The organism is Thiolinea disciformis DSM 14473, from assembly GCF_000371925.1.
In the GTDB taxonomy this organism is placed as follows: domain Bacteria; phylum Pseudomonadota; class Gammaproteobacteria; order Thiotrichales; family Thiotrichaceae; genus Thiolinea; species Thiolinea disciformis.
Genome location: NZ_AQVE01000001.1, coordinates 36,548 through 59,131, shown reverse-complemented (window position 1 = coordinate 59,131; position 22,584 = coordinate 36,548). Strand labels below are relative to the sequence as shown.

The 22,584-nt window shown below is 45.9% G+C and carries 24 protein-coding genes; 14 read left to right on the top strand and 10 right to left on the bottom strand.

What is annotated here, in order from left to right; all coding sequences use genetic code 11:
- Window positions 1-83: 83 nt before the first annotated feature.
- The 4 genes from fdhE to fdnG are packed head-to-tail and all read right to left on the bottom strand — an operon-like array spanning window position 84 to window position 5,641.
- On the bottom strand, window positions 84-1,016 hold the full coding sequence (gene fdhE / locus A3IE_RS21740) for a formate dehydrogenase accessory protein FdhE (RefSeq protein ID WP_020393558.1): 933 nt from the start codon (window positions 1,014-1,016) through the stop codon (window positions 84-86).
- Window positions 1,013-1,651 (bottom strand): formate dehydrogenase subunit gamma, encoded by a 639-nt coding sequence (locus tag A3IE_RS0100260; RefSeq protein WP_020393557.1) that lies wholly within the window; start codon window positions 1,649-1,651, stop codon window positions 1,013-1,015. Before A3IE_RS0100260 ends, fdhE begins: the two co-directional genes overlap by 4 nt.
- Window positions 1,651-2,571, bottom strand: a complete 921-nt coding sequence (gene fdxH, locus A3IE_RS19475) for a formate dehydrogenase subunit beta (RefSeq protein WP_020393556.1) — start codon at window positions 2,569-2,571, stop codon at window positions 1,651-1,653. Before fdxH ends, A3IE_RS0100260 begins: the two co-directional genes overlap by 1 nt.
- Before the next feature lie 10 nt (window positions 2,572-2,581).
- Window positions 2,582-5,641 carry a formate dehydrogenase-N subunit alpha gene (fdnG, locus tag A3IE_RS0100250; protein WP_483855277.1) on the bottom strand — a complete coding sequence of 1,020 codons (3,060 nt, stop codon included), beginning with the start codon at window positions 5,639-5,641 and terminating at the stop codon, window positions 2,582-2,584.
- 407 nt (window positions 5,642-6,048) lie between these two features.
- Here fdnG and A3IE_RS19470 point away from each other — a divergent pair, with 407 nt between their 5' ends.
- From A3IE_RS19470 to A3IE_RS0100225, 4 genes are all read left to right on the top strand, one after another.
- On the top strand, window positions 6,049-6,759 hold the full coding sequence (locus tag A3IE_RS19470; protein WP_020393553.1) for a DUF533 domain-containing protein: 711 nt from the start codon (window positions 6,049-6,051) through the stop codon (window positions 6,757-6,759).
- A gap of 141 nt (window positions 6,760-6,900) precedes the next feature.
- Window positions 6,901-7,587, top strand: coding sequence for a type I-MYXAN CRISPR-associated protein Cas6/Cmx6 (cas6, locus tag A3IE_RS0100235; RefSeq protein ID WP_020393552.1), 687 nt, complete (start codon window positions 6,901-6,903; stop codon window positions 7,585-7,587).
- A 107-nt stretch (window positions 7,588-7,694) separates the two neighbouring features.
- Entirely contained in the window at window positions 7,695-8,036 is a 342-nt protein-coding gene (locus tag A3IE_RS0100230; RefSeq protein WP_020393551.1) for a TusE/DsrC/DsvC family sulfur relay protein, read from the top strand.
- Window positions 8,037-8,063: 27 nt separating this feature from the next.
- Complete coding sequence (locus A3IE_RS0100225; RefSeq protein ID WP_020393550.1) at window positions 8,064-8,258, top strand: hypothetical protein; 195 nt, start codon at window positions 8,064-8,066, stop codon at window positions 8,256-8,258.
- Window positions 8,259-8,358: 100 nt separating this feature from the next.
- Here A3IE_RS0100225 and A3IE_RS0100220 read toward each other — a convergent pair whose 3' ends face one another.
- From A3IE_RS0100220 to purE, 4 genes are all read right to left on the bottom strand, one after another.
- The gene (locus A3IE_RS0100220; protein WP_020393549.1) at window positions 8,359-8,628 is read right to left on the bottom strand and encodes a GlsB/YeaQ/YmgE family stress response membrane protein; all 270 of its coding nucleotides are present in this window, start codon (window positions 8,626-8,628) and stop codon (window positions 8,359-8,361) included.
- 128 nt (window positions 8,629-8,756) lie between these two features.
- Window positions 8,757-9,350 carry a class I SAM-dependent methyltransferase gene (locus A3IE_RS0100215; protein WP_020393548.1) on the bottom strand — a complete coding sequence of 198 codons (594 nt, stop codon included), beginning with the start codon at window positions 9,348-9,350 and terminating at the stop codon, window positions 8,757-8,759.
- A complete protein-coding gene (locus tag A3IE_RS0100210) occupies window positions 9,343-10,482 on the bottom strand; it encodes a 5-(carboxyamino)imidazole ribonucleotide synthase (RefSeq protein WP_026154701.1) in 1,140 nt (379 codons plus the stop codon). Before A3IE_RS0100210 ends, A3IE_RS0100215 begins: the two co-directional genes overlap by 8 nt.
- A 7-nt stretch (window positions 10,483-10,489) precedes the next feature.
- Window positions 10,490-10,987: a 5-(carboxyamino)imidazole ribonucleotide mutase gene (purE, locus tag A3IE_RS0100205; RefSeq protein ID WP_020393546.1), complete on the bottom strand. Its 498-nt coding sequence runs from the start codon at window positions 10,985-10,987 to the stop codon at window positions 10,490-10,492.
- Window positions 10,988-11,060: 73 nt separating this feature from the next.
- Here purE and A3IE_RS0100200 point away from each other — a divergent pair, with 73 nt between their 5' ends.
- Both A3IE_RS0100200 and A3IE_RS0100195 read left to right on the top strand, forming a co-directional pair.
- On the top strand, window positions 11,061-11,975 hold the full coding sequence (locus A3IE_RS0100200) for a phosphoribosylaminoimidazolesuccinocarboxamide synthase (protein ID WP_033406097.1): 915 nt from the start codon (window positions 11,061-11,063) through the stop codon (window positions 11,973-11,975).
- Window positions 11,976-12,279: 304 nt separating this feature from the next.
- A complete protein-coding gene (locus tag A3IE_RS0100195; protein WP_020393544.1) occupies window positions 12,280-13,368 on the top strand; it encodes a type II secretion system protein N in 1,089 nt (362 codons plus the stop codon).
- A 4-nt stretch (window positions 13,369-13,372) separates the two neighbouring features.
- Here the strand turns inward: A3IE_RS0100195 and A3IE_RS0100190 are convergent, their stop codons facing one another.
- On the bottom strand, window positions 13,373-15,538 hold the full coding sequence (locus tag A3IE_RS0100190; RefSeq protein ID WP_020393543.1) for a RelA/SpoT family protein: 2,166 nt from the start codon (window positions 15,536-15,538) through the stop codon (window positions 13,373-13,375).
- An 88-nt stretch (window positions 15,539-15,626) separates the two neighbouring features.
- Window positions 15,627-16,310, bottom strand: a complete 684-nt coding sequence (locus A3IE_RS0100185) for an HAD family hydrolase (protein ID WP_020393542.1) — start codon at window positions 16,308-16,310, stop codon at window positions 15,627-15,629.
- Window positions 16,311-16,380: 70 nt separating this feature from the next.
- On the opposite strand from A3IE_RS0100185, the gene A3IE_RS19465 reads away from it, so the two are divergent.
- From A3IE_RS19465 to A3IE_RS0100145, 8 genes are all read left to right on the top strand, one after another.
- Window positions 16,381-17,217, top strand: a complete 837-nt coding sequence (locus A3IE_RS19465; RefSeq protein ID WP_020393541.1) for a PGAP1-like alpha/beta domain-containing protein — start codon at window positions 16,381-16,383, stop codon at window positions 17,215-17,217.
- Between the two features lie 125 nt (window positions 17,218-17,342).
- Window positions 17,343-18,227, top strand: a complete 885-nt coding sequence (locus tag A3IE_RS0100175) for an energy transducer TonB (protein ID WP_020393540.1) — start codon at window positions 17,343-17,345, stop codon at window positions 18,225-18,227.
- A gap of 5 nt (window positions 18,228-18,232) precedes the next feature.
- Window positions 18,233-18,796, top strand: coding sequence for a YqgE/AlgH family protein (locus A3IE_RS0100170; RefSeq protein WP_020393539.1), 564 nt, complete (start codon window positions 18,233-18,235; stop codon window positions 18,794-18,796).
- Window positions 18,789-19,238 (top strand): Holliday junction resolvase RuvX, encoded by a 450-nt coding sequence (gene ruvX / locus A3IE_RS0100165; RefSeq protein WP_020393538.1) that lies wholly within the window; start codon window positions 18,789-18,791, stop codon window positions 19,236-19,238. The genes A3IE_RS0100170 and ruvX overlap by 8 nt, the downstream gene beginning before the upstream one ends.
- Entirely contained in the window at window positions 19,225-19,734 is a 510-nt protein-coding gene (gene pyrR, locus A3IE_RS0100160; protein WP_020393537.1) for a bifunctional pyr operon transcriptional regulator/uracil phosphoribosyltransferase PyrR, read from the top strand. The genes ruvX and pyrR overlap by 14 nt, the downstream gene beginning before the upstream one ends.
- Window positions 19,735-19,822: 88 nt before the next feature.
- Window positions 19,823-20,818, top strand: a complete 996-nt coding sequence (locus A3IE_RS0100155) for an aspartate carbamoyltransferase catalytic subunit (protein WP_020393536.1) — start codon at window positions 19,823-19,825, stop codon at window positions 20,816-20,818.
- A complete protein-coding gene (locus A3IE_RS0100150) occupies window positions 20,815-22,110 on the top strand; it encodes a dihydroorotase (RefSeq protein ID WP_020393535.1) in 1,296 nt (431 codons plus the stop codon). Before A3IE_RS0100155 ends, A3IE_RS0100150 begins: the two co-directional genes overlap by 4 nt.
- Window positions 22,111-22,575 carry a tRNA (cytidine(34)-2'-O)-methyltransferase gene (locus A3IE_RS0100145; protein WP_020393534.1) on the top strand — a complete coding sequence of 155 codons (465 nt, stop codon included), beginning with the start codon at window positions 22,111-22,113 and terminating at the stop codon, window positions 22,573-22,575.
- Window positions 22,576-22,584 lie beyond the last annotated feature (9 nt).

Below are 22,584 nucleotides of genomic sequence, written 5' to 3'. Positions count from 1 at the left end.
TTGCTGACCAGAAGTTTAGAGCGGCTTTAATAAACCGCTCTAAATGTTTTGCTGGATATAGAAGCTAAAAGTTTATTTCAAGCTCAGTGAATACCGGCCAAAAACAAATTCCTTGCCGTGCGGCCATAGCCTTCCTTATGTAAAGACACATCTAAAGCTAAACTCGCTAGGTCATCCGCGCAGGCTTCTAATTGTGCCTCGCGCATTAATGACAATAGTTTCACATAACCATTACAAGCATCGCAGCATTCGCCTTGAATAGGCGACTTTTCCGTTTCACCTAAAAGTTGAACCGGCGTTGGGCTATCACAATTAGTACATTTAGCGCGTGGCGCGTGCCATTGGCTTTGGCAGAGTGAACAAACCAGAAAACGTACGCCGTGGGTTGGATCCCCAATTTGCACCAAACTCACCATAGGGTGTGAGCCACACACTGGGCAGAGGGCAGTCTCGCCTTGGTGTAATTGAGCCAGTTCAGTCGGCAGTTTTTCAGCTTGTAGCGTCCATTTCAATTGTAAAACTGCTCCCAAAAAAGGCACGGCTTCAGGCGTTAGTCTTTCGGTATGTCCCAGCAATAAAGCTTGTGCTTGGTGCTGCCAAGTGGTTTGGTCCCACGTTTTCAGGTGTTGTACTAACGTCTTGCGCTCGTTGGGGGCGTGTTCTAACGGCATTTGGTCGAGAAAGGATTGCCATGTGGACCAGCTAAGCTCTCCTGCCTGCCAGTCGGCAATGCTTATGGGTGGCATACCATGTTGCAAACTGGTTTTAGCTTTAGTGGCATCTAAGTGCGGTACGCTAATCGTGGCCGTCAGTTGTTCCTGTGTATCGCATAGCTCAGCACAGAATAAGAGCCATGCTTCAAGCGCATGACCCTTAGCTAGATAGCGTAATCGACGCGCCCGTTGTCGGAACAGACTTTTTGCTTGTGGCAGTAATAAATGCGGAACACTATTACTACCGATCTGCGTTATGTTATCCGCATCGACCAGACGCGTTTGCGACGACACCAAGCTCATGATTGTTTCTCATTGTCGCTGACTTCTTTATACCAAAGCGGATGATGTACTTTTGCCCAAATACGCGTAACAAAACCCGTCAGCATACCTTGCATCGTACCTTTGACCCAGAAAGCGGCATAGATGTGCACCAAAATACCCGCAATGAGCACCCAAGCCGAAAAAGCATGCAGTAGTACTGCTAAGCGCGATAGGCCGATGGGGAAGTAATGCGCAAACCACGGTTGCCAGAACATGAAGCCGGTTACCACAAGGATCAGCATACACAAGACCATCACCCAGAAGAGTAATTTCTGTCCCGCATTGTAACGACCTACTGGCGGCAAATGCTCATCCTCATTGGCTATTACCTGCTTAATCTGTTTCAACCACTGGCGATCCTGACTTTTCAAGATATTGTGATGCATAAAGCGCAGCGCCAAGATCAAGAAAAATAAGAACATCGCCACGCCCAAGAAGGGGTGCAGAATACGCGTCCAAGCACCACCGCCAAATAAATTGGTTAACCAAAATAAGGCTGGATGAAATAAGGCTAAGCCCGAAAAGGCCGCTAAAAAGAACAAAATAGCGACCATCCAATGATTGGAGCGTTCTGAAGGCGTATAGCGCTGGATGAGGTTAGGATTCGGTTCCATTATACGCGCTCCGCTGGAGGTTGATCGGATTGGGATGTTTGTACGGTGGCAAGACTTTTTTCCCTAGCAGCATATTCATCTTCAGCCACTTTGCGCCCACGACGCACAAAGTGGAAGAAGCTACCCAAGGCAATTAAGCCTAAGCCTGCCAAGCCTAGCGGTTTCGTCCAGCCTTTCCATAATTGCACACTGGCTGAAATATGCGGATTATCTGGTAACTTACTATAAAGCTGTGGCTGATCCGCATGTTGCAGCACATACATGACATGCGTACCGCCTACACCTTGCGGATCATAAAGCCCTGCTTTTTCGTAGCCACGCGATTTTAGATCCACAATGCGTGTTTCCGCATAATCCTTCATCGCCTCTTTAGTGCCGAAATGAATAGCACCCGTAGGGCAAGTTTTTACACAAGCGGGGGCTTGCCCCACCGTGACACGATCAGAGCAGAGTGTGCACTTATAGGCTTTATTGTCCTTTTTCGAAAGGCGCGGGATATTAAAAGGACAGCCTTGAATGCAATAGCCGCAACCAATACAGTGTTCCTGCTGGAAATCTACAATCCCATTGGTGTACTGAATGATAGCACCGGGGGATGGGCAAGCTTTTAAGCAGCCCGGATCAGCGCAATGCATACAGCCATCTTTGCGAATCAGCCATTCCAATTTGCCGTTTTGTTCGGTTTCGGTATAGCGCATGACCGTCCAACTTTGATCGGTGAGATCGGCTGGATTGTCATACACACCGATATTGTGCCCGACTTTATCACGCAAATCGTTCCATTCCATACATGCCACCTGACAGGCCTTACAGCCAATGCAGGTGGATACATCAATCAATTTCGCCACTTCTACCGAATGCCGTGCTTGCGGCGGTTCGGTAGTGGTTGCTGAGCGGCGCTGGATATCGAGTGAACTCATCATGATCTCCTTATGCCTTCTCAATCTTGACTAAGAACGATTTGAACTCAGGCGTTTGCGTATTCGCATCACCCACATACGGCGTTAAGGTATTTGCCAAATAGCCAGGGCGTGTCACCCCTTTAAAGCCCCAATGCAACGGTATACCCACGGTGTGCACTAACTTTCCATCAATTTGCAGTGAACGTATCCGTTTAGTGACCACAGCTACGGCTTCAATGTGTCCGCGCTTAGAACTCACGCGTACTTTGTCGCCATGTCCAATACCCGCTTCCTTAGCCAAAGATTCACCGATTTCGACGAATTGTTCTGGCTGAGTAATCGCATTCAATACTGAATGTTTTGTCCAGTAGTGGAAGTGCTCCACCAAGCGATAAGTCGTGGCTACATGTGGAAAATCAGCCGCTTTACCAAAGTTATCACCGTCTCCTTTAAATACGCGTGCGGCTGGGTTATTCCGCGCTTTAGCATTGTTCGGGAAGAAAGGATTGGCCTCTAAAGGCGATTCAAACGGCTCATAATGCACAGGGAATGGGCCTTCTTTCATGCCTTGGATCGCAAACAAACGCGCTACACCCTCTGGATTCATAATGAAAGGGCCCACCGATTCAGAGGGTGGGGTATCGGCACGGATGTCAGGAATATCATTCCCGACCCATGCTTTACCATTCCACTTAATCACGGTGCGACTCGCATCCCATGGTTTGCCACTAACATCACACGAAGCACGGTTATACAAAATGCGCCGATTCGCAGGCCATGCAAAACCCCAGTTTAAGGTTTGTCCCAAACCGGATGGGTCGGAGTTGTCGCGCCTTGCCATGAGATTGCCAGCTTGCGACCACGAGCCTGCATAAATCCAATTGCCACAGGCGGTTGAACCATCATCACGCAATAAGGCAAATCCTGCTAATTGCTCGCCAGCTTTTGCCAATATTTTGGTCGGATCTTTCGGATCAAGCACGTCAGCCATAGCATAACCAGAAACTTCTTTTGCCACCTCCTCAGGTGAAGGACTGGTGGGAATGCGATACGGCCAATGCAATTTTTGAATCGGCTCAGCATAAGCACCACTGCCATCAGCATACATCGCTTTTAGCTTCGTGAAGAGCAGTGCCATGATTTCCATATCGCCTTTGCCCTCACCAGGTGCATTCTGCCCCGCCCAGCGCCATTGAATGACACGCCCTGAGTTGGTGAAAGAACCTTCTTGTTCGGCAAATAAATTGGCAGGTAAACGGAATACCTCAGTTTGCACTTCCTCTGGCTTTACATCATTGTACTCGCCGTGCGCTTTCCAAAACTCAGAAGTCTCGGTTGCTAAGGGATCCATCACCACCAAGTATTTCAATTTCGCTAAAGCCTGACCAATTTTAGCTTTGTGTGAAACTGAAGCGAGGGGGTTGAAACCTTGACAAAAAAAGCCATTTAATTTGCCTTGATGCATCTGTTCAAACAGAGCCAAGACATCTTGTGCACCCGTAATTTTAGGCATCCAATCGTAGCCAAAATTATTTTCCGCGGTGGCATTAGGGCCATAAAACGCTTTGAGCAAGCTCACCATGAATTTGGGATAGTTCACCCAATAATTCATTTGTGCCATGCGCACGGGTTTCGGAGTTTTAGCTGCCAAGAAGGCTTGTAAATTGGGCTCTTTATCCGAAGGGCTAGCGAGATAACCGGGCAAGTTAGCACCGAATAAATTCATATCGGTAATACCTTGCACATTCGCATGACCCCGTAGCGCATTAATTCCACCACCGGCCATGCCAATATTGCCGAGCAATAGTTGGATAATCGCCATGGTGCGAATCATCTGTGAGCCAACGGAGTGCTGTGTCCAACCCAAGGCATATAAAATCGTCATGACTTTATCGGGTTTGGAACACTCGCCAATCATTTCCGCAATGTTGAGGAAGTCTTCTTTGGGCGTTCCTGTAACACTTTCTACCATCTCTGGCGTATAGCTGGAGTAATGTTGCTTGAGCAATTGCAATACACATTTCGGATATTGCATCTCAGGATCCATATACGGTGCACCGTCTGGCCCTTTTTGATATTGCCAAGAATCATTGGCATAACTGTGCTTCGCTTCATCAAAGCCCGAAAACATGCCATCCGCAAAGCTATACGATTCGTTGATTAGATAAGTCGCATTGGTGTAATAGCGCACGTATTCCGCATTGAATTTATTATTGCTCAGCAGGTAATTGATGACCCCGCCTAAAAACGCAATATCTGAACCAGTACGAATCGGTGCGTAGAAATCGGCAACAGCCGCAGAACGGGTAAAGCGTGGATCAACCACTACCAATTTTGCGCCACGATGTTTTTTGGCTTCAATCGCCCACTTAAAGCCGCAAGGATGCGCTTCCGCTGCATTGCCGCCCATAATTAAGATTAGATCAGCGTTTTTGATGTCAACCCAGTGATTGGTCATCGCACCACGCCCAAACGTCGGAGCCAGACTGGCCACCGTCGGTGAGTGTCAGATACGAGCCTGTGTGTCGATGCCGATAACGCCTAAACCGCGTAATACCTTATGGCTAATATAACCCGCTTCATTAGAAGCCGCCGAGCTAGCTAAAAAACCAACCGTTGGCCAATGATTGACAGTCACACCAGCTTCATTGGTCGTTTTGAAATTGGCATCACGATCCGCTTTCATGTGTGTGGCAATGCGTGTGATTGCCTCATCCCATGAAATACGTTTCCATTCGCTAGAACCCGCTTCGCGCACTTCGGGGAATTTCAAGCGATTTTCACTGTGAATCATTTCTAGCAGACCCGCCCCTTTAGGGCAAAGTGTGCCGCGATTCACGGGGTTATCAGGGTCGCCTTCAATGTGAATAATGCTGGCTTCGACATTCTTGGCTTTATCGCCAATGCTATACATCAAAACGCCGCAGCTTACAGAACAATAAGGGCAGATATTGCGCGCTTCACTGGTGCGCTCCAGTTTAAAAGGGCGAGTCGCAGCTTGTAAGGCTTCAGGTGTTAAACCCAAAGCACCTAAGCCAGCGCCAGCAAATCCCCCTGCTGTCACCTTAAAGAATTGGCGACGCGTCATGGTCTGACTCATAGGCTAATAATCCTCCTCGAACTTATCTATAAAGTGATAGATAGTTAGGCTTTGAGTTTATCGTCGGTTTGCGAAAAATCAAAGACATTTGAGCGGTTGAATCAGTGTTTACAGAGATAAGTCATAATATGTAGTCGCCGCCATCTTAACATCAACCCTATTCCTATCCTGCAAATCGAACAATCCGGCACGGAAAATCGTCTCAAGGGCTGTTAGCGCAATGGATTTAAACTGCCTTGCTGTTTTAGCAGTAGACTAAACTCATCGCAGTGTTGAATAAAATGGCGCTATTGTAAAAGTTTACTGTTTAGAAATTAAGAGTGAAAAGTTGTTGCTGGGTTTCTAAGCCAATCGCTTACACTAATTTGACGTTATAAAGAAATCAGGAGTTGGAAATGAGTTTAGCTAGCACATTGGGTCGGGTTGCGATGGGCATCATTGTAGGCCAAGCGACAAAAAAACTATTAGGGGGGCGTGGCGGTGCGGTCGGTGGATTATTAGGCGCAGTACTCGGTGGTGGTGCTACGCGCAATGCCGCTATCGCCGGTGGCATTGGTACTTTGTTAATGAATATGCTGTCCAGCAAAAGTGCACAAGCTAATACCGGTGCAAGTGCTACTACCGGTGGTGGTGTATTAGGCAGTTTATTTAATATGTTGGGTAGTAGCAATTCAGTATCAAGTAGTGGAAACAAAGGCGTTGGCGATTTTCTAAAAGCATCCTTGACTAATGAGCCGATTCAAGCGACACCTGAGGATGAAAAAACTGCCGCACTGATTTTGCGTGCCATGCTGAATGCGGTGAAATCAGATGGTGTGATTGATGATAATGAACAAGCGAAAATTAAAGAGTATTTAAAAGACGCATCGCCTGAAGCAATTAATTTCGTAAAAAGTGAGTTAAGTAAACCTATGGACTTACAAGGTTTAATTCAAAGTGTGCCGAAAGGTATGGAAAAACAGGTTTATCTTATGTCGTTATTGTCGGTGACCTTAGATACGCCACAAGAAGTGCAATATATGAAAAATTTGGCACAGGGCTTGAGTCTTTCGAACACCGAATTAAATGCCATGCATGATCAATTAGGGATTGCACACTTAGCATAACCTATTCAATTCCAAGGCAAATCAATGCTTGATTTGCCTTTCTATGCTGCATGACATCTCAACTTCAACTCCCATCTTGCATATATACATCGCCGTTGTTTTCATGCTTTGCTGTTTTGGTTAAGTAATCGGATGACATCCATGTTTTGGCAAGAAGACGAAGATAAAACCCTGCCGTTTCAAGCGCCGGATAATGTGCTTGATGTCAGTTTTGCAATACGTTGTAAGCGCCTACCACTTGATCATCATTGGGCGCTATACCAAGCGATTGTAAAAGCGCTACCTTGGTTTGATGAAGATGTGGTGAGTGGCGTGCACAGTATTCATGTCGCAGAGAGTGGCAATGGCTGGTTGCGCCCTGAGGATGACGATGCCTATCTCATTCCGTCGCGACGCACCCGTTTAAATTTACGTATTCCTAAAAGGCGTATTGAGCCAGTAAAAGTACTGAGTGGGCAATGTTTATCGGTTGCTTATCAGGCTTTGCAGCTAGGAGATATGAAAGAAAAACCTTTCACTAATGCAGCCGTGTTATTTGCACGTTATGTGATTTCGGCTGAAGCAGAAAGTGAAGAGGATTTTTTGCAGCGCATGGCACGAGAGATTCGAGAGCTTACGGACGTAAAAGTAAAAAAAATGATGTGTGGCAAAAGTTCGACCTTATCTACGCCAGCAGGCCCAGTGGTAACACGCCATTTAATGATTGCGGATTTGGAAAATGAACCCTCGATTCGCTTACAGCAATATGGCTTGGGAGCGGGGCGCAAATTTGGTTGTGGTTTATTGTTGCCCCACAAAAGCATCAAAACCCTGAAACCTACTGAGTAAAGTAGAGGCGTTTGGCAGGCTATCTCTTTTGAGGAGTATTAGCAAACGGTTAAATTCGTATAATTTCAGCTATCAATGATCCATTTAGGCTGAGAGGAAAACCTAGCATGGCTTACGAGGTAAACGGCAAATCCATTGAGACAACGGACGCTGGTTATTTAGTTGATTTGAATGACTGGAACGAAGACGTCGCCAAACTGATTGCAGCAGAAGAAGGAATTGAGCTGACGCAGCAACATTGGGATGTTCTTGAGTATTTGCGCGACGAATACATCAATAATAACGGCAATCAGCCCATGGAGCGTGCCATTCTGAAAGCAATGGCCGAGAAATGGGATAACAAAAAGTTGACCAGCAAAGACTTATACACTTTATTCCCGCGTGCTCCTAGCAAGCAAGGCTTGAAAGTGGCGGGTTTGCCAGCGACCAATCGTAAGGGTGGTTATTAATCCACTCACAGACTAAGAGATACGCACATGAGTGATAGAAAGCAGGAATTAATCAACGAAATGCTAGAAATGCAGCGTAAGTTTATTGCTTATGAGCATTCTGGTGAGTTTAATGCAGAAGAATATTATGTAGGTGAGTGGAAAGAGTATCGTGAACGCTACACCGAATTAGCCGCAGAAGTGCGTGAAATTGCCTCGAAAGAAGCGAATTTCTGGAAATAAGTTTAGTCCTCCTAGTAGTCCGAAAGGCCACGCAATGCGTGGCTTTCCGTTTTTTATTTCTTTACACGTTTCACAGCTAACGTAATCGCCTTATTCGAAACTAGGCTTTCTTAATCAGTTTTAAGATCAATAGGACAATCACTGCACCAATCGTAGCCCAAATAATGGTATTAACGATTTCTGGTACATTTAGCCCGATTTTGGGGCTAATCAGTCCACCCACCAGTGTACCGACAACAGAACCGACTAAGCCCAAAACAATATTTCCAATTAAACCAAAACCGCCGCCCGGAACCAATTGGCCAGCCAACCAGCCTGCAACGGCACCAATTGCTAGCATGATTAAGATTGCTACAATATCAACACCCATTCTAGTGACTCCTTACTGTGGAAGATTTTTATAGGACTTAAAAGTATTAAGCCCGCGTTAATTATAGTTTAACTTTATGAACGCAATACCCCATAGAGATCAAAAGTTCGAAAGATAGGATTGAGCGGTCAGCCGCCTAATTGGCTATAGGAAATGGTATAGTTTTTGCCCTGCTTAAGTTTGTCATAATGACCAAACACCTCCTTCAAATTACGCTTCATATATTCACGTAAGCCATTGATTGTCACCAGATAAATACGCCCCTTTGGTTTCAAATGCTGTTTCATATCATGCAGCATAATAGTCATCATCTCTTTGCCAACTTTGGCAGGAATATTGGAGGCAATCACATCAAAGCGTAGACTAGGATCAATGTGTTGCAGGCCATTACTCAGTATGGCACGGGCATTGGGGAGTTTATTTAAAGTGGCGTTGCGATTGCTGTATTCGACTGCCATAAAATCTTTGTCGACCATTAAGGTTTGACCTTGAGGCGCCAGTTTTGCCATGAATAAGCCAACAGGGCCATAACCACAGCCTAAATCAAAGCAATCATCGCTGGGATTGATCTCAAGATGGCGCAACAGTAAATCGGTACCTTCATCAATTTCGCGTGGTGAGAAAATGCCCCAAGTACTGGTAAATTGAAACAAATGCCCTGCTAATTCCGCCTCAAAACGAATGTCTTGGCGAATCTCGCGTAAATAAGCGGCGTCAGACATGGTGACTCCCCGCTAAAGCATTAAAGATACGCTCTGATTCGTTAAGTGCTTCATCAAGGCTTGGTGCTAAAGTACAGAAATGCCCCATTTTGCGCCCACTTCGTGCTTCTTGCTTACCGTAGAGGTGCAGTTTGCTGTTGGCCTGCGTGAATAGATATTGCCAAGGCGGTTGGCTAGCGCCCCACAGATCGCCTAACAAATTGATCATAACCACCGGCGTGTGTTGCTGTGTTGAACCAAAAGCTAGGCCGCACACCATGCGTAGTTGCTGTTCAAATTGTGAGGTAACACAGGCATCTAAGGTATAGTGACCACTATTGTGGGGGCGTGGTGCCATTTCATTGACTAAAAGCTCGCCCTGCTGTGTCACGAAAAACTCTACGGCCATCACACCAATAAACTGAAGTCGCTGCGCCATAATCGTGGCGGCTTGACGGGCTTGCTCAGCAAGTGTTTCAGAAATGCGTGCCGGAGCGATGGTTTGGTGCAAAATACCATTGCGGTGTAGATTTTCCGCCACGGGGAAACACTGTACCGTACCATTCTCATGGCGCGCTAACACAATCGAAATTTCACAAGCTAGCTCAATACGTTGTTCTAAGACGCAGTCTACTTGTTTCAATTGCGTAAAAGCAGCAGCCAGCTCTTGTGCATTCTTAACCGTAATTTGGCCTTTCCCGTCATAACCTAAACGCGCTGTTTTTAGAATAGCGGGAAATGGAATGTGTTGGGCGGCAGAGGCTAGATCAGCACTACTACGAATCACCGCGTAAGGCACAGGTGATAAACCACATTCCCGCACAAAAGCTTTTTCCACAATACGGTCTTGTGCCATTTTTACCGCGTAGGCCGAAGGGTGCACAGGGCGGATTTGCGCTAAATATTCTAGGGTTTTCGCGGGGATATTTTCGAACTCTGTCGTAATAACATCACATTGCTCAGCAAGGGCTGTAAGCGCCGTTTCATCATCGTAGGCCGCGATCATATGCTGTTCGGCGAGCTGCCCTGCAGGACTATGTGGATCAGGCTCTAAGACAATCACTTTATAGCCGAGGGTGCGCGCTGCCATCACAAACATACGGCCTAGTTGTCCGCCGCCTAGCATACCAATCGTTGATCCGGGAAGAAGCATGGTGATCCTATTCAAACTCAGGGGGAAGGGTCATATTCAAGGCAAAATCACGTTGAGCTTCGCGGTATTCAGCTAATTGCTGCGCCAATGCTTTATCTTGTAAAGCTAATTGTGCAATGGCGAACAAAGCTGCATTGGCTGCTCCGGCTTCACCAATGGCAAAGGTGGCAACCGGAATACCTTTCGGCATTTGTACGATTGAATACAGCGAATCTTGCCCATGCAAATAACGGGAAGGCACCGGCACACCTAAGACCGGAATTGTGGTTTTGGCGGCCAACATACCGGGCAAATGGGCTGCACCACCTGCTCCCGCAATAATACATTGTAAACCGCGTTGTTCTGCAGTACTGGCATATTCGAATAGCAAATCAGGAGTGCGATGCGCCGAAACAACACGATATTCATGTGCAACGCCAAATGCCTCCAATTGTTCCACAGCTTTGACCATGACTTTCCAGTCACTATTGCTGCCCATTACAATGCCCACGCGTGGTTGCGTCATCTTGCTACCCTTGTGCAACAGAAAATCTGATAGTATACCGGCTTGATATCTTTCTCACTACTTTATGAAGCTTATGAACCAATCAACTCAAGGCGTAGACGTATCTAGTGCCGTTATGGAAACCCAACTGAGCCACTTACCCTTGATAGCACGCGGCAAAGTGCGTGATATCTATGCTGTGGACGCCAAGCATATGCTCATTGTAACGACGGATCGCTTATCAGCATTTGATGTGGTTTTGCCCACCCCGATTCCTGATAAAGGCAAAATTTTAACGGAAGTAGCGTTATTCTGGTTTGAAAAGCTTAAAGCAGTGATCCCCAATCATTTAAGCGATTTACGTTTGGATGATTTACCGCTCAGTGCCACAGAAAAGGCGCAGTTGCAAGGCCGGAGCATGATTGTAAAACGTATGCGTCCTTTACCGGTTGAGGCGATTGTACGGGGTTATCTTGTTGGTTCAGGTTGGAAGGAATATCAGCAAGAGGGTGATGTCTGTGGGGTTAAATTACCGCTTGGTTTACGCTTAGCCGATAAACTGCCTGAACCTATTTTTACACCTTCCACCAAAGCCGAGGTTGGGATTCATGATATGAATATCGACTTTGAACAGATGGTAAAATTAGTAGGCGAACCGGTTGCTAAACAAGTGCGTGAGATTAGTTTTAAGCTTTATCAGCAAGCTGCTGATTATGCCTTAGAGCGCGGGATTATTATTGCAGATACGAAGTTTGAATTTGGTTTGGATGAGAACGATCAATTGGTGTTGATTGACGAGGCTTTAACCCCAGACTCCTCACGATTTTGGCCAGCCGACCACTATCAACCCGGAAATAATCCACCGTCCTTTGATAAGCAATTTGTCCGCGATTATCTGGAGACTTTGGATTGGGATAAGACGGCACCAGGACCAGCCTTACCGCAAGAACTGGTTGAAAAGACTACCAAAAAGTACCGTGAAGTGGCTGTCCGCTTGACAAGAGATTAACCAAAACCCTGTGGATAAAACCTAAGTTTTGTTTAAAATATCATCTATACTGACAAGAAGAAAACTGTATCGTACCCAACTCCTTGGGGAAGCGTAAGCTTAGTAGGATTTAAGTAGCCAGAAGTATAGAAATCGACTACCCTTGCCAGCCGTTATAAGTAGGTTTGTTAGGTCAAGTCAGGGGGCAATAATATTTATTAGCGATTATCGACAAACTACCTCCTTCAATGCGGTAAGCGGTCGATAAAGTTGTCCAGACTCGGGAACATTTAACAGATGCAAACTGAGATTTCAGGTTTGGTATATGCAAAAGCTTAAACAACAACAGTTTTTCGACCGTGTCCTAGAAAAATTGCCTGACCATGTCACTTTACTGCTCGTGATTTTAAGTGGCTTTCTGTTAGCTCGCTTAACGTGGATGCTGTTTCCGGCGGATCCAGCATTATCTATGGTCACCACAGCTGTTCCATCTGAAGCGGTAGAGGTCATTCCGGCCAAGGCTAGCTCACAAGATTTAAGTCGTGAAATTGCTAATTATCACTTATTAGGTGTTTATACGCCTCCAGTAGCCCCACAGCAGCCACAGTCAGCTATTCAGGCTGAACCAGCGAAACCACAACTACCGATGAAATTGGTGGGTTTGTATAGTCTACCGGGTAAAGCAGGGATAGCGATTATTGATGTTAATGGTAAACAGCATGTACTGAGTGTGGGTGAGACGATTAAAGATACCGGTGCAAAGTTAGAAAAAGTTTACGATGATAAAATTGAGATTAGCCTTGCGGGTGAGAAAAAAACACTCAACATGCCCAAGTTGGTTGAGGCTAGTAATGGCGGCGGGGCTGGCGCTGGGCAGATGATACCAGATGAAATGGCACCAGAAATAACAGAGCAGCCGATGGTGGATAATGGCCTAGCACCACCGATGGAAGATCCTAGTCTGCAACAACAAACGGATCTCATTCCAGCTCCACCACCCGAGCAACCTATGGTAGAAACCCCCTCCCAAGATGTTCTTCCTGCAGGCGCTTCAGAAGTGGCTCCAAGCAATAAACCCAACCAAGAACTACCTCCACCTCAATCTAGCAATACCCTGACTGGATTTAGACAGCAAGTCGCAACAGATAATAATAAACTCTTAGAAATAGTTCGACCTAGTCCGGTGATTCAAAATGGTCAAATGCAAGGCTTTCGTGTGGCCCCCGGCAGCAATATTGCTTTATTTAATCAGACCGGTTTGCAAGCTGGCGATATAGTAACGGAAATTAATGGCAGTCCATTAACTAGCAATTCTTCTAGTCTAAGAGCCATGCAAGGCTTAATGCAAAGTTCTAGTGCTAGCCTCAAAGTATTACGAGGAGGTCAGTTAACCTCCGTCCAAGTCACCTTCTAGTTATCTAGGCTTTACGCTGTACATCCGTCACAAACGATAATTGGGTCAGACGCTCTAAGGCTTCTGATAATTGCTCAGAGTTTTTGATGTGAATGGATACCTCAATCAAAGCCAAATCATCATGCGGGCTAGAATGCGTATTAATACTTAGGATATTAATCTGTTCGCGTGCTAATAAATCAGTAATATCGCGCAAGAAACCGGGCTGGTTATAACCTTTAATTAAAATATCAACAGCGTAAGATACATTATTATTAGCCCAAGTGACTTCGATCAATCGATTTTGCTGCTCTGGTGGTAAGTGAATCATATTCACGCAATCACTGCGATGTACCGCTATGCCACGGCCTTGTGAAGTGATGTATCCAATAATTTTATCGCCGTAAATAGGCTGGCAGCAGCTAGCAATTTGCGTGACAATATTTTCAACGCCTCCCACAATAATATCATCAGCTTTGGTGCTAACAGGTTTCTTAACAATTTTCAGTTGAATATTATTATTGCGATCTTTCAGTAAAGCAGTAGTTAATTGTTGCGGACTAACATCGCCACGCCCTAGTGCAATAAAAAAATCACGCTCATTAGGACGACCAAAACTTTTGGCAATGGCCTCAATATCCGTTTGCTTTAAGTTGAGTAAATGACGTTTACGTTCAAAAATAGTTTGGCCGTCTTGATAATTCTTTTCGTGATTTTGTTGACGGAACCAATGATTGATTTTTTGTTTGGTGCGCGGTGATTTAGCATAACCTAAGCTTTCATTGAGCCAGTTCATCTTAGGCTTGGCTTCTTTGCCCGTTAAAACTTCGACTTGTTCGCCATTATGTAATTCGTAGTTTAACGGGACTATGCCACCATTTACTTTCGCACCTTGGCAGCGATGCCCAATGTCGGTATGAATAGCATAGGCAAAGTCTAAGGGGGTTGCACCTTTGATGAGGTCAATAACACGGCCTTTTGGGGTGAAGACGAAAACACGATCGGAAAATAATTCAGTTTTAAAGTTTTCTAAAAAGTCACCATCTTCAACATCATTATCTAGAAGTTTGCGGAGTGAGGAAATCACCCGCTCTAAGGCAATATCATGTTTACCGCCTTCTTTATAGCGCCAGTGTGCAGCTACCCCTAATTCCGCTTGCTCATGCATGGATTGGGTGCGAATTTGAATTTCAACATGCTGATTTTCAGGGCCAATGACAACTGTATGAATGGACTGGTAGCCATTGGGTTTAACATTATCAATATAATTATCATATTCTTCGGGAACAAATTCCCATTTATTATGAATTAAACTGATGACTTCAAAGCAAGTATCACGGTCATTAACAATAATGCGGATCGCACGTAAATCAAATAGACCATCAATGCCTACGCGTTTACGTTGCATTTTTTTCCAAATGCTATAAATATGCTTAGGGCGACCGTAAACTTTGGCAGAAATATTGATTTCTTTGAGAAATTTTTGAATCAGCTCAATAAAGTTCTCGATATATTTTTCACGTGCAATCCGAGTATCTGCTAGGGCTTTGGCAATAAATTTGTATTGTTCCGGCTCAATAAAGCGGAAGGCTAAATCTTCCATCTCCCATTTGAATTGACTAATCCCTAGACGATTCGCTAAAGGTGCAAATAGTTCTAAGGTTTGTCGGCCAACAATGAAGTGGTCAGGCGTGATTTCTTGACGTGATAAAAAGCGTAAATAATGTAAGTGCCAAGCTAATTTAACTAAGACTGCTCGAATGTCTTTTAGCATGGCTAATAACATGCGCCGTACTTGTTCCGCTTGGTCTTTCTGATTTAAATCGGGATTATTTTTAGTATTAACACGAAAATAATGCAGGGTACGCATATTTTCACACAACAAAGCGACTGGCTCGCCATAGTCACGTGCAATATCAGCCAATTCAATATACGGCACTAAATGATGAGAGGACAAAATGGCCGCTAAGAGGGTCGTTTGGTCAGTGTCAATACTGCGCAGTGTTTCAGCCACTTCTAGACAGTCAGGCCCTTCTGAAAAGGCTTCAGGGTGAGCTTCACGCATTTCAAAATAAAACGTTACGGCGCGTTTTAATGCCGTGTAGTCTTTATCGTCTTTGCTGACCCATAGTCGCAAAATCCAATCGCTAATGCCACGATGATGGGTTTGAATGGTGTAACTATGTTGCATAGTAGTTTGCTTCCTTGTCCGACTTCATCCATGAAGTTTTTAGCCATTAGGTCGGATTCTATTTATTTTAACTGCCTCCAATAAGCTTTTATAATAATCGAATCAGCTCATGAATTTCAGCAAAATTTATCATGATAGCATCCGGTTTAATCGCCAAGGGCAGTGATCGCTGTTGGGGATTAAACCAAATCGCTTTCATACCGACCCTTTGGGCACCTAATACGTCCTTTTCAAGGTCATCACCAATGTAAACCATTTCGTCCAAACGCACGCCTGCGAGTTGCCCCGCTTGAAGGAAGATGTTTGGATGAGGCTTGGTGACGCCAGCTTGCGCGGAACTTAAATGAAAATTGAACAAACTACCAATAGATAAACGTGAGACGTCGGCATTGCCATTAGTTATCGTGCCGAGCTGATAGTGTGGTTTCAGGGCATGTAAGGCAGGTTCTACTTCAGGGAATAGTGTCACTTGGTGTCGGGCTTGGTAAAATGCAGCAAAGGCAGGCTCTACTAGATCGTGGCTTAATTGGTGTTCCTGCGCTAATTGTGCTAACCATGCTTTACGCAATTGACCAAGGTCATGATGTAAGTCGGGGCGTGATTGAGCATAGTCAATACGATGTGCAATGAACTCGGCATAAGGATAGGTGTCTGTAATACTGGGATAATGGTGGGCGAGCCAAGCATAGCCGGTTTGTTCGGCGTGCGTGATGACTGCATCACAATCCCACAAGGTGTCATCGAGATCAAACGCGATACAGCGCACCGTCATGGTCTTCTATCCCTAAGCCTTAAAAATAAAAATTTTACCATTAATTAATTCATGAGTTTATGACAACAAGATGGTTTTAAAATACTTCATTCGTTTAGCTAGTGTGCTAGTAGTGAGTACTGTTTTCCTCGAGGGCGTACAGGCAGAAACCTTAGTGTTGATAGCTGGGTTCCAAGCACAAGGGATGGATTGGCGATTTCGCAATGTTAGTGATGCCTTGACATCCTCCGGTTGGGTGGATGGCGGTAATTTATCCTTGACACCACGCGGCATTGTTAATCCGATTCGCTTGCCGTATGCGCCCAAAAAAGTATTTTTTACCGTAGATTTGCCTTCAAGTGCGCCCGTGGCACAACAGGCAGGGGTATTACATCACTACCTTAAAGCCATTTATCACTATCGTAAAGAACCGTTAGCCTTGGCAGGTCATTCCGCTGGCGGTGTAGTCGCACGCTATTGGGTAGTGGCTAATGCAGGCCGTAAAACCCCGAAAGTGGATACCTTAATTACGATTGCTGCCCCGAATCTTGGTACGCCAGTTGCTGATTTATCGGGTGCTTTAGTAGGTACGCCTTTAATGGACATGGCCGAGCAAATGGGTTTAGGCTCCTTACGGCAGGCTCGAGGTTTATATGCAGATTTACGTCAAGAAAAGCCGGGCAATTTTATGTATTGGCTCAATCACCAACCCCACCCAGCTATTCGTTACGTCTCTATCGTGCGCACAGGAAATACGCCTGAGACAGCGGATTTGGTGGTACCACCCGCTAATCAAGATATGAATCATATATTTGTGTTACATGGCCACGCTGAAATCATCCCAACGCCCAATATCGGCCATTTATTGACAGCGGAAGATGGCTATATTTTGGCAAATGTATTAAGTAAACAAGCTACTCAGCGCTAATTAATTTAGTTTATGTATAAATGGTACCGTTAGATGAAAACAAGTGCTAGTATCGTAGCTGGCCTTTCCCGAACGACGGCTTTAACCGTCTATACTATTATAATAAGACGTACTAAGCGGATGTCATGGCGACCTTAGCAATGAACGGTGTGCAATCAACCGTAACCGAATTTCCATTAATTAAGACCTTGCCCTTGGCGATTTTGGCGCACGCCTTATTAATTTTTGGGGTCTCTTTCGCACCGAGTCGTATGGGTGATCGGAGTCTGCCTGCGGTATTGGACATTACTTTAGTGCAAACGCATAGTGAAAAAGCACCTGATGAAGCTAGGTTTATTGCGCAAGCTAACCAACAGGCCAGTGGCAGTACCGATGAAGAAAATCGCCCACGCACACCCTTAGCTGCGGTGGAACCGAATACTTCGGAAGGGGATGCGCCGATTCAGTCACAAAAAACGGCACCTGAATCACCGCCCAAGTATCAACCACAAATTCTGACTACAAAAGGCGAAACCTTTAAAGCAGCGGATAAAAGTCCAGAGCAACCCGAAGATCAGCCTGAGGTCGTCTATAAAGACTTATCGGATACCGCGCAGGAAATCGCACAATTATTGGCCGAAGTCGATGAGGCTGAAGCGCGCTATGCACGTCGTCCGCGTATTCATTTTATTGATGCGGTGAGTGCTAAAAGTGCCGTAGAGGCTGAATATATTGACAATTGGGTCAAGAAAATCGAGCGAATTGGCAATATTAATTTCCCCGAGGAAGCGATTAAACGTAATTTAAGTGGGAAGTTAATCGTCAACGTGACACTGGATCACCAAGGTCATGTTGTCGATACCCAGATTGATGTATCATCGGGCAGTGCGCTTTTGGATAAAGCAGCTACACGGATTGTACGGATAGCTTCACCTTATCCACCGTTGCCCAAAGAAATCCGCCAGAAGTGGGATCAACTCAATATTACCCGCACCTGGATTTTCCACAGCGGAACCCTAAATACAGAATAGAGCCTATGCAGACCATTTCTTATCTGCGCAATCATTTATTAATTGCATTGCCAACACTGCAAGACCCGAATTTTGATCATACTGTCACATTAATTTGCCAACATGATGACGAGGGTGCTTTCGGTGTTACGATTAACCGTCCACTAGAAGTTACGGTGGGTGAGTTGCTATTACAATTGGGCATTACGGTAGAAGATCCAACGATTGCCGAACAAGTGGCCTTGAATGGCGGCCCTGTGCAGCCTGAGCAAGGTTTTGTGCTCCATGATACCGATCGTGCGTGGGATAGTACGATTGAGATTTCGGATAATTTATCGCTGACATCCTCTAAGGATATTTTAGTGGATTTGGCGCGTGGCAAAGGACCCGATAATTTCTTGCTATTACTGGGCTGTGCGGGTTGGACATCCGGACAGTTAGAGAAGGAATTAAAAGAAAATAGTTGGTTGGCCTGTGAATCGGATAATCGTATTTTGTTTGAAATGCCCTATCCGCAACGTTGGCGGGGTGCAGCGTCTAGTTTAGGGGTGGATGTAGAGTTATTGGGTATGGCGGCGGGTCATGCCTGAGCCTTTACCGCATACCATTTTAGGATTTGATTTTGGGCTGGTGCGTATTGGCGTGGCTGTCGCCAATACCATTACAGGCTTGGCCACGCCGGAAAGTGTCTTGACCGCTAAGCAGAATCAGCCAGATTGGGAAGGAATTTTGCAGCTTATCAAAGCATGGCGCCCTGGTCTTTTAGTTGTCGGAATGCCCAGTAAATTAGATGGCAGCCCTAGCGCCATGCAAGAACCTATTTTGAAGTTTTGTCGTGAATTAGAGCAGCGTAGCGGTTTGCCGGTGCAAATGGTGTCGGAACAACTGTCCTCACGTGAAGCAGAAGATCGTTTGAAGTCAGCACGCCAAGCAGGACGCAAGCGTAAAATTCGTAAAGAAGATATTGATCAACTCGCAGCGGCTATTATTTTGGAGAGCTGGCTGTTGGAGAATGCCCGTGGACAACCATAAACACAACTTAGCGGATTTACTAGAAAACATGGCTGAGCAATTAAAAAACTATCTCAGCGAACACAAAATCGAACAGCCTCTTATCGTTGGAATGCAGCGCTCGGGTGTTTGGTTGGCTCGAGAACTTCAGAAGCGTTTAGGTTTACAGGAGCCGATTGGCGAGCTGAATGTCAGTTTTTATCGCGATGATTTCAATCGTAGCGGCTTACCCGTGCAAATGGATGCCACGCGTTTGCCGTTCAGTCTGGAAGATCGGCATGTCATTCTTGTGGATGATGTGATTCAAACTGGTCGTACTGTACGTGCGGCCATGAATGAGTTATTTGATTACGGGCGTTTGGCAAGCATTATTTTAGCGGTGGTGGTTGCACGTGAAACACGTGAGTTGCCGATTGAGCCGCAAATTTGTGCCTTATACGAAGAGCCGGGTAAGAATTTCATTTACCACATTGCTGGACCGGAACCTTTGACCATGCAGATTTTACCGCGTAATTAATCCATGGCTAGCGAACAGGTTTGGGCTTTAATCGCAGTGCACAAACCTGTAAGATACCGCCACTATCAGTTTTGGTGGAAAATCCCTCATGCACCCTCATTTGCAACCCGGGCCTTTGCCTGCCAGGATGCAACTCGCACCCGGTAATCGGCTAAAGCACTTTCTCACTATTGAAGGTTTGCCTCATTTATTACTGCACGAAATTCTAGAGCGTGCTGAGCAATTCGTTACCTTACCCGCCAAACAGCAAAAGAAAGCGCCCTTGCTGCGTGGCAAAACCGTCATGAATTTATTTTTCGAAAACTCTACTCGCACCCGCGTTACTTTTGAAATTGCGGCGCAGCGTTTGGGCGCTGACGTTATCAATCTTGATATTCGTACCTCCTCGGCGGCGAAAGGCGAAAGCCTGCTGGATACGGTGCGTAATTTGGAAGCGATGAATGCTGATATGTTTGTGGTGCGCCATGAGCACGCGGGTACAGCACAATTCATTGCGCGCTATGCAGCTCCGCATATTAGCGTGTTAAACGCTGGTGATGGTCGCCACGCCCATCCGACTCAAGCGATGCTTGATATGTTTACTATTCGGCAAAAGAAAGGTGCATTCGAACCACTCAAAGTCGCCATTGTGGGTGATGTGTTGCATTCACGTGTAGCGCGTTCTCAGATTCATGCTTTAAATACGCTGTTAACGGGTGAAGTTCGTATTATCGCACCACGTACCTTGATTCCGGCTGATATCGAAAAAATGGGTGTGCGCGTTTTTCATCGCATGGAGGAAGGTCTACGCGATGTGGATGTAGTGATTATGTTGCGCCTTCAGCGTGAGCGGATGGAGGGCGCATTGCTTCCATCGGAAAGCGAATTTTTCAAGTTATATGGTTTAACCGAAAAACGTTTAGAACTCACCAAGCCAGATTCCATTGTAATGCACCCAGGTCCCATCAATCGAGGGGTGGAAATTGACTCCGCCGTGGCGGATGGGCCACGCTCAGTGATTTTGGAACAAGTCACGAATGGTATTGCGGTACGCATGGCAGTGATGTCCATGATTATGGGTTCGACCGTTGGAGGTACAGCGTGAATCTACTTATTAGCCATGCACGTGTTATTGATCCGGCATCGGGGCGCGATGAAATTACCAATGTTTGCGTACAAGATGGAAAAATTCTTGCCCTTGCCAATGATGGTCATGTGCCAAAAAGTTTTGCCCCCAGCGAAACAGTCAATGCACGTGGTCTGTGGTTATTCCCAGGGGTGATTGATTTGGCGGCATGGTTACGCGAACCGGGCTTGGATCATAAAGCGACTCTAGCCAGCGAAACCCGAGCGGCGGCTGCCAGTGGTGTGACTACCTTATGTTATCAACCCGAGCCAGCCACTAGCATTAATAATTCCGCGCCAGTCAATTTGATACGCGATATTAATACTGCTTTGGGAAAAGTCCATATTGCCGTAGTAGGCAACTTAACTCTCAAGTTGGAGGGAAAAAAGCTGAGTAATATGGGCGGTTTGCGCCGTGCGGGCTGTGTGGGGGTGACCAATGGTTGGCAGCCGGTCGCTGATCTCAAAGTCATGCGCCGCGCTTTAGAATATGCCACGACGCATGATTTAACCGTCTTTGTGTATCCGCTAGAACATGAGTTAGCAGGTGGTGGTTGTGTGCATGAGGGGGAAGTTTCGACGCGTTTAGGCTTGCCCGCCATTCCAGCGGCAGCGGAAACGGTTGCCGTTGCGCAAACGCTCGCCTTAATGGAAATGACCGGTACGCGTGTACATTTTTGTCGTCTCTCTGCCGCAGGGAGTGTGCGTTTAATTCGCCAAGCGAAACAGGATGGCTTCAAGGTAACTGCTGATGTCGCTGCGCATCAATTGCACCTCACTGAAATGGATGTGGTGGATTTCAATCCTCTATGCCATGTTCAACCCCCGTTGCGCTCGCAGGCTGATCGTGAAGCACTGCTGCAAGGTTTAAAAGATGGCACCATTGATGCGATTTGTTCGGATCATCAACCGCATGAGTTGGATGCCAAACTAGCGCCTTTCCAGCAAACCGAAGCCGGTATTTCTTCATTAGAAACCTTGCTACCACTCACCTTGCGTTTGGTGGAATCAGGCGATCTAAGCCTACAACAAGCCTTAGGTAAATTAACCTATCAGCCAGCTAGTGTGATTCATAGCTCCGCAGGTCGTTTAACTGCCGGTGCACCGGCTGATTTGGTATTATTCAATCCCGATAGTTTATGGGATTTTTCCCTAGAAAAAATGCGTAGCATGGGTAAGAACACACCGTTTGCTGGTTGGAGCTTCAAAGGCCATGTAGTGCGCACTTTATTAGCAGGTAAAACTGTTTTCCAACGCGAGGCTGAGCGTTAAGTGATCCATATTGCTTTATACGAACCTGAAATTCCGCCCAATACCGGTAATATTATGCGCCTGTGTGCTAATACGGGCTGTGCTTTGCATCTAATTCATCCCTTAGGATTCGATTTAGATGAAAAGCGCCTTCGTCGTGCAGGCATGGATTATCGTGATTTGGCGGTCGTACAAGAACACCAAAGTTTTGCCGCTTTTAGCCAAGCCATGAGCGGCAAGCGCGTGTTTGCCTTGACTACCAAAGGGGGAACGAATTACGCAGACATCCAGTACGAACAAGATGATGTCCTATTATTCGGCCCTGAAACCCGTGGTTTGCCGGAAACTTTATTAGGCATTTTGCCGGATTCCTTAAAATTGCGTGTGCCAATGTTACCGGAAAGTCGTAGTCTTAATTTATCCAATACGGTAGCTTTGGTTGCGTATGAGGCATTGCGCCAACACGGTTTTGCAGGTTTAGGCTAAACTGCTGTT